We start from the raw sequence: 6,778 nt of genomic DNA, 5'->3' as shown, positions 1-6,778 counted from the left end.
AGCACGCCAAATTGCACATCAGAAAACACACAAAGAGTGTACAGGAGCCCGCAAAAAAAACGCAGATGACAGCTGCGATGGCTTAACCGCAAGTCATTGAAAAAACCTTGCGGCGGCCAGCTCCGTGTTGTTTTGAAAACTTCGGAAGGTCAGGAAATCGTGGCAAGCCGTTACGGCATTGATACAAATGTCAGTGTAGGAGAAAAGGTGCGCTGCTGTTTTCTTCCTACAGATGCAGTGCTGGTAGATCGGGAAGAAAGATCAGAAGAAGTATTGCCGGATCAGTCAGGTCCCTGTGCAGGAGGTACCCATGCGTAAGCACAGAGCAGGCTCCGTATGGATGATCCTGCCGCTGTATCTTTTTACACTAATCTTCGTCGCACTGCCTCTTCTGTATGTAGTTGCACTGAGCTTTTCCACAGCAGACGGCGGCTACGGCGTGAACTGGAAATTTACTCTGGATAATTACAAGCAGATCCTGGAGCCTGTATACTGCAGACCTTTACGGGATCCTTCCGCCTTGCGCTCACCAGCACTTTGATCATCTGTCTGGTGGGCTACCCCTTCGGATACTTTATGGCAAAGCTTTCCGAGGGCAAAAAGAAGCTGGCCATGCTTTTCCTGATGCTGCCTTTCTGGGTGAATTCCCTGATCCGTCTTTATGGCTGGATCATCATTCTCCAGAAAAAGGGCCTTCTGAATTATCTGCTGATGAAGCTTGGCATCATCCAGGAGCCCTTAAAAATCCTGTACAGCTATCCTGCGATCGTGATCGGTATGATCTATGTATTGCTGCCGTTTATGGCACTGTCCGTATATTCCAGTGCGGAAAAGCTGGACTGGTCCCTTGTGGAAGCTGCCAGAGACCTTGGAGCCAGCAGATGGAAGGCCTTCTGGAGCGTCACCTTTAAGCTGACTTTGCCGGGACTTCTTTCCGGAGTGATACTTACCTTTATTCCGTCTATGGGTCTGTTTTTTATTGCGGATATCCTGGGCGGAAACAAGATCGTACTTGTGGGAAGTCTGATCCAGGAGCAGATGACAAGAGGCAATAACTGGCCCTTTGCCGCAGCACTGGCTGTGGTACTGATGATACTGACAACTCTGATGATCGTATTATATCGGAAGCTTACCAATGTGAAGGAACTGGAGGGAATCGGATGAAAAAGAACTCAAAGCTTTCAGGACTGTACCTGGGAATCCTGTTTTTCCTTATGTATCTGCCCATTGGTGTGGTAGTGGTATTTTCGTTTAATGAAGCAAGACTTCCGGTGCGCTTTACCGGATTTTCCCTGAAATGGTATCAGGAACTGTTTCAGGACAGGGATCTGATCCAGGCATTGAAAAACAGTTTGATCCTGGCGGTGTCCAGCTGTGGGGTATCTGCAGTGATCGGAACACTGGGGGCTGTAGGACTTTCCAGGATCCACTGGAAAACAAAAGGGGTGATGGAGTATATTTCCATCCTGCCTCTGATGATCCCGGAAATCATTCTGGGAATGGTACTGATGGCATTTTTCTATATGCTGAACCTGCCATTTGGAATGCTGACACTTCTGATCGGACACACGGTTTTTCTGTGTGCCCTATATTTTGATGGAGGTAAAAGCAAGGCTTGTGGGAATGGATCCGTCCCTAGAAGAGGCAGCCAGAGATCTTGGTGCCGGTTCCTTTCGGGCCTTCTGGGACATTACCCTGCCGCTGATCATGCCGGCTGTTATATCCGGCTCTCTGCTGGCCTTTGCCATGTCCATGGACGATGTGGTGATCAGCATTTTTGTAACCGGGCCACGTGTATCCACGCTGCCGATAAAAGTTTACACACAGATGAAAACAGGCGTTACGCCGGAGATCAATGCACTTTGTACCATAATGCTGGGAGTGATCCTTCTGGTACTGGCAGTATATCTGATCGCAGGAAAACGCGGGAAGGGGAATATAAAAGATGAGCAATAAACTGATCGAGTTAAAAAATCTCACAAAAAACTTTGATGACCAGCAGGTGCTCCGGGGCATTAATCTGGACATTCACGAAAACGAATTCCTTACGCTTCTGGGACCCAGCGGCTGTGGAAAGACAACAACCTTAAGGATCATTGCCGGCTTTGAGGAGCCAAGCGGCGGAGAGGTACTGTTTAACGGAATTGAGATCTCCAAGCTGCCTCCATATAAAAGAGAGATCAACACGGTATTCCAGAAATATGCATTGTTTCCGCATCTCAATGTTATGGACAATATCGGTTTTGGCCTGAACCTGAAAAAGGTAGATAAATCTGTTATTGAGCAGAAGGTAAAAAGAATGCTAAAAATGGTAGGGCTGGAAGGCTTCGAAAAAAGAGATGTTACACTTCTTTCCGGTGGACAGCAGCAGCGAGTTGCCATTGCCAGAGCTCTTGTCAATGAGCCGAAGGTTCTTCTGCTGGATGAGCCACTCGGCGCACTGGGATGCCAAGATCCGTAAGCAGATGCAGATCGAGCTGAAAAAGATCCAGAGAGAGGTAGGGATCACCTTTATCTATGTTACCCATGACCAGGAGGAGGCACTTTCCATGTCTGATACGGTAGTAGTCATGAACAACGGTGAGATCCAGCAGATCGGCAGCCCGACAGATATCTATAATGAGCCGGAGAACCGTTTTGTTGCCGGCTTTATCGGAGAGTCCAATATTATAGAAGGAACGATGATCAGGGATTTCCTTGTGGAGTTTGATGGCTTCCGTTTTGAATGTGTAGACAAGGGATTTGAGGACAACGAAGCCATTGAGGTTGTTCTTCGCCCGGAGGATCTGGATATTGTGGAACCGGATCAGGCAAAGATCAGAGGAACGGTACGGAACATTACGTTCAAGGGCGTGCATTATGAGATCCTGGTTGAGACGGAGCTTCGCACATACATGGTGCACACTACCGATTATGCAGAAGTGGGACGTGAAGTGGGACTGAAGTTTGGTCCTGAGGATATCCATGTTATGTGCAGAATGGGAGGATACTAATGAAACAGTTCAAGCATCTGATCAAGCCGTATATCATCTGGGCTTCGATCCTGATCGTGGTACCATTGATCCTGATCGTGCTTTATGCATTTACCTCAGATGGAAATGAAGTTCTGACCCTGCATTTTACATGGGCGAATTTTGCAAAATTTCTGGAAGCTACATATTTAAGTGTTATCCTGAAATCCTTCCGCCTGGGTATCCTGACCACACTGATCTGCCTGGTCTGCGGATATCCGCTGGCATACATTATCTCCAAATATTCCGAAAAGGTGCAGAGCTTTCTGATCCTTATGGTCACCATTCCCATGTGGATCAACATGCTTCTCCGTACCTATGCATGGATGAACATTCTTTCTGACAATGGTCTGGTGAACAACCTTCTGAAAATGCTGGGAATCTCACCGATCACCATGATGTATACAGATTTTTCCGTTATCGTGGGCCTTGTTTGTAACTTTATGCCCTTTATGATCATTCCGATCCATACATCCTTAAGTAAAATGGACAAGTCACTGATCGAAGCGGCCAACGACCTTGGTGCCAATCCCTTTCAGACCTTCTGGAGGATCACCTGGAAGCTTTCCATGCCAGGTGTGGTCAATGGTATCATGATGGTATTCCTTCTGTCCATATCAACCTTCGTTATTCCGAAGCTTCTCGGCGGCGGCCAGTACATGCTGATCGGTAATCTCATCGAGTCACAGTTTATTTCTGTAGGTGACTGGAACTTCGGAAGTGCCATCTCTCTGATCCTGGCAGTGATCATCCTGATCTTTATGAGCCTGATGAAGAAGATGGATACTCAGGACGATTAAAGGAGGCAGGAGATGAAAAGAAAAAATACCATATTTTCAAAATTATATGTAGTGCTGTGTCTGGCATTTTTTTACCTGCCGATCCTTGTGACCATGATCTTTTCCTTTAACTCATCCAAGTCCTTGACCAGATTTACAGGATTTTCCCTGCGCTGGTACGGAGAGCTGATAAACAATATGGAGATCAGTAAGGCAGTTTATGTTTCGGTCACAGTGGCAATTCTGGCAACTGTTATTTCCACAGTGCTGGGAACCATCACAGCCATCGGACTTTCAAAATCCAGAAAGGTGCTGAAGGAGATGGTCCTTACCATCAATAACTTTCCAATTTTGAATCCGGAGATCGTAACCGCGATTGGTCTGATGCTACTGTTTTCTTCGCTGGGAATGACGAAAGGCTATCTGACCATGCTGCTGGCACATATCGCATTCTGTACGCCCTATGTGATCACCAGTGTATATCCGAAGGTACGAAGCCTGGATCCGAACCTTGCCAATGCAGCCATGGATCTTGGTGCAACGCCATATCAGGCACTTACCAAGGTTATCGTGCCCATGATCAAAGAAGGGATTTTTGCGGGAGCGCTCCTGGCCTTTACCATGTCCTTTGACGATTTCGTAATTTCCTACTTTGTTTCCGGAAACGGAGTAAAAAATATATCCATTGTTGTATATAATATGACAAAGCGCATCAATCCCACCATCAACGCCCTTTCTACTATTGTGATCGTGGTCATTGTGCTGGTGCTTCTTTTTGCAAATCTGATCATGCCGAAGCTTCAGGCCTCCACCGTGAAAAAAATGGATCCGAAAAAAAGAAGGATCGTTGCGGTTGTCACAGCTGCTGCGGTTGTTCTGGTATTGGGAAAGTGGACGATTGTAAGCCAGGGAAACCACGTGCTTCGTGTATATAATGCCGGAGAATATATGGACCTGAGTCTTCTGGACAAATTTGAGAAGCAGTATAACTGTACCGTTGTATATGAAACCTTCGAGTCCAATGAGATGATGTACACCAAGCTGGCCAGTGGCGAAACCTACGATGTTCTGGTTCCGTCAGATTATATGATCGAAAGACTGATCAAGGAGGAATATCTTCAGGCACTTGACTGGAAGAAGATCCCTAACAGCAAAAATCTTCTTCCCGAGGTTCAGAATAAGGACTATGATCCGGGAAATCGTTATTCCTGTCCGTATTTCTGGGGAACTGTAGGAATCCTTTATAATAAGAATGTAGTCTCTCAGGAGGATCTTGACAAAGAGGGCTGGAATATTCTCTGCGATGAAAAATATAAGGGAGATCTTTATATGTATGATTCCGAAAGGGATTCCTTTATGATCGCCCTGAAAGCGCTGGGGTATTCCATGAACACAAAAAATCTTGATGAGATCCAGCAGGCTTATGAGTGGCTGATCCGGCAGAGAGATACCATGGATCCAATCTATGCAGGTGATGATGTGATCGACAACATGATCTCAGGAAACAAGGCAATGGCGGTTGTTTATTCCGGAGATGCTTCCTATATTATCAGCGAAAATCCGGAGCTTGGCTATTATACCCCACAGCAGGGAACCAATACCTGGTATGATGCCATGGTCATCACCAAGGACTGTAATGAAGTAGATCTGGCTCATGAGTTCATCAATTTTATGCTGGATGATGAAAATGCTCTTTCCAATACCGAAGAAGTAGGATATACTTCTACTGTAAAGAGTGCATTCGAGGAGATGAAGAACGGAACTTATGAGGGAATTTCTTCCTATATTCCGCAGATCGACAATCCAAAGAATGAGATCTTCGGATACCAGAAGCCAAAGATCAAGCAGAAATTCGCAGAGCTTTGGACAAAGGTAAAAGCAAAATAACAAGACGTCAGAGAGAGAGACATGAAGGAGGTTCTATGAAATCAAAAAAAGCAGCAGCGATCATGTTATGTGCGGTACTTGGAACATCTATGATAACAGGTGTCAGTGTCAGTGCAAAGGATAAGGATGAACTGGTACTTTATACATGGGACGGAATGTTTCCGCAGGAAGTGCTGGATGATTTTGAAAAAGAAACAGGGACCAAGGTGGTATATTCCAACTTTGATACCGATGAGACCATGCTTGAAAAGCTTTCTCAGGCAAAGGGCGGCGATTACGATGTGGTAATTGCAGATGATTACATTATCGACAGCGCGGTAAAAGAAGGACTTGTCCAGAAGATCGACAAGGATACCGTTTCCAATTTTAAGAACATCAACCCCCTTTATCAGGGACAGTTTTATGATCCGGATGACGAATATACAGTACCTTACGGAGCAGGAATCCCACTGATCGTTTATGATCCGGAGCAGGTAGATATCGACATTAAAGGATACAAGGATCTCTGGGATAAGTCTCTGGAGGACAGCATTGCCATCGTAGGTAATTACCGCGTGATCTGTGGCATCACACAGCTTTCCATGGGAGAGAGCATGAACGAAGAAGATGTAGCCGTGATCGACAAGACCGGTGAGAAGCTGAAAGAGCTGGCACCGAACATTCGTATGATCCAGGATGACAATACACAGAATGCACTTCTCAACGGAGAGGCAAGTGTGGCATTTCTTTATACATCACAGGTAACACAGGCGCTGAAGGATAATCCGGATCTTAAGGTGGTTTATCCGGAGGAAGGTCTTGGATTTGGTATTATGGGAATGTTTGTGCCAAGTGAAGCACCGAATGCGAAGGCTGCCAATGAATTTATCAATTATATCCTGGAGCCGGAAGTATCTGCACAGTGCATCAACTATATCGGATACTACAATACAAACAAGGCAGCAGATGATCTGGTAGACGAGAGCCTGGTTGTTCCGGACAGCGTGACAAAGGGTGAGATCGTACAGAATGTAAGCCAGGAAGCAGAGCAGGAATACAATAAGATCTGGACAGAGTTTAAAGCTGCCTGCGATTAAGCAGACGGACCAGTAAGGGGGTTTT

4 protein-coding genes and 3 pseudogenes are annotated in these 6,778 nt (G+C 45.9%); all 7 read left to right on the top strand.

The genetic code is table 11. The features are described 5' to 3' along the window. Positions 1 to 159 precede the first annotated feature (159 nt). Entirely contained in the window at positions 160 to 318 is a 159-nt protein-coding gene (locus tag CCC70_RS11195) for a hypothetical protein (protein WP_287084843.1), read from the top strand. Beyond that, positions 311 to 1,164: pseudogene (locus CCC70_RS11190) on the top strand (ABC transporter permease). The gene CCC70_RS11195 and the pseudogene CCC70_RS11190 overlap by 8 nt, the downstream one beginning before the upstream one ends. Continuing rightward, positions 1,161 to 1,956 (top strand): annotated as a pseudogene (locus CCC70_RS16570) (ABC transporter permease). The pseudogenes CCC70_RS11190 and CCC70_RS16570 overlap by 4 nt, the downstream one beginning before the upstream one ends. Beyond that, positions 1,946 to 2,993: pseudogene (potA, locus tag CCC70_RS16565) on the top strand (spermidine/putrescine ABC transporter ATP-binding protein). The pseudogenes CCC70_RS16570 and potA overlap by 11 nt, the downstream one beginning before the upstream one ends. Beyond that, the gene (locus tag CCC70_RS11175; protein WP_015525682.1) at positions 2,993 to 3,811 is read left to right on the top strand and encodes an ABC transporter permease; all 819 of its coding nucleotides are present in this window, start codon (positions 2,993 to 2,995) and stop codon (positions 3,809 to 3,811) included. The pseudogene potA and the gene CCC70_RS11175 overlap by 1 nt, the downstream one beginning before the upstream one ends. Before the next feature lie 12 nt (positions 3,812 to 3,823). Then, positions 3,824 to 5,677: an extracellular solute-binding protein gene (locus CCC70_RS11170; protein ID WP_110102095.1), complete on the top strand. Its 1,854-nt coding sequence runs from the start codon at positions 3,824 to 3,826 to the stop codon at positions 5,675 to 5,677. A 35-nt stretch (positions 5,678 to 5,712) separates the two neighbouring features. Then, entirely contained in the window at positions 5,713 to 6,753 is a 1,041-nt protein-coding gene (locus tag CCC70_RS11165) for a polyamine ABC transporter substrate-binding protein (RefSeq protein ID WP_015525684.1), read from the top strand. Positions 6,754 to 6,778 lie beyond the last annotated feature (25 nt).

The sequence above is a fragment of the Blautia sp. LMAG:89 genome (genome assembly GCF_008679485.1).
GTDB lineage: Bacteria > Bacillota > Clostridia > Lachnospirales > Lachnospiraceae > Blautia_A > Blautia_A fusiformis.
This window is presented reverse-complemented; position numbering and strand designations above follow the sequence as displayed.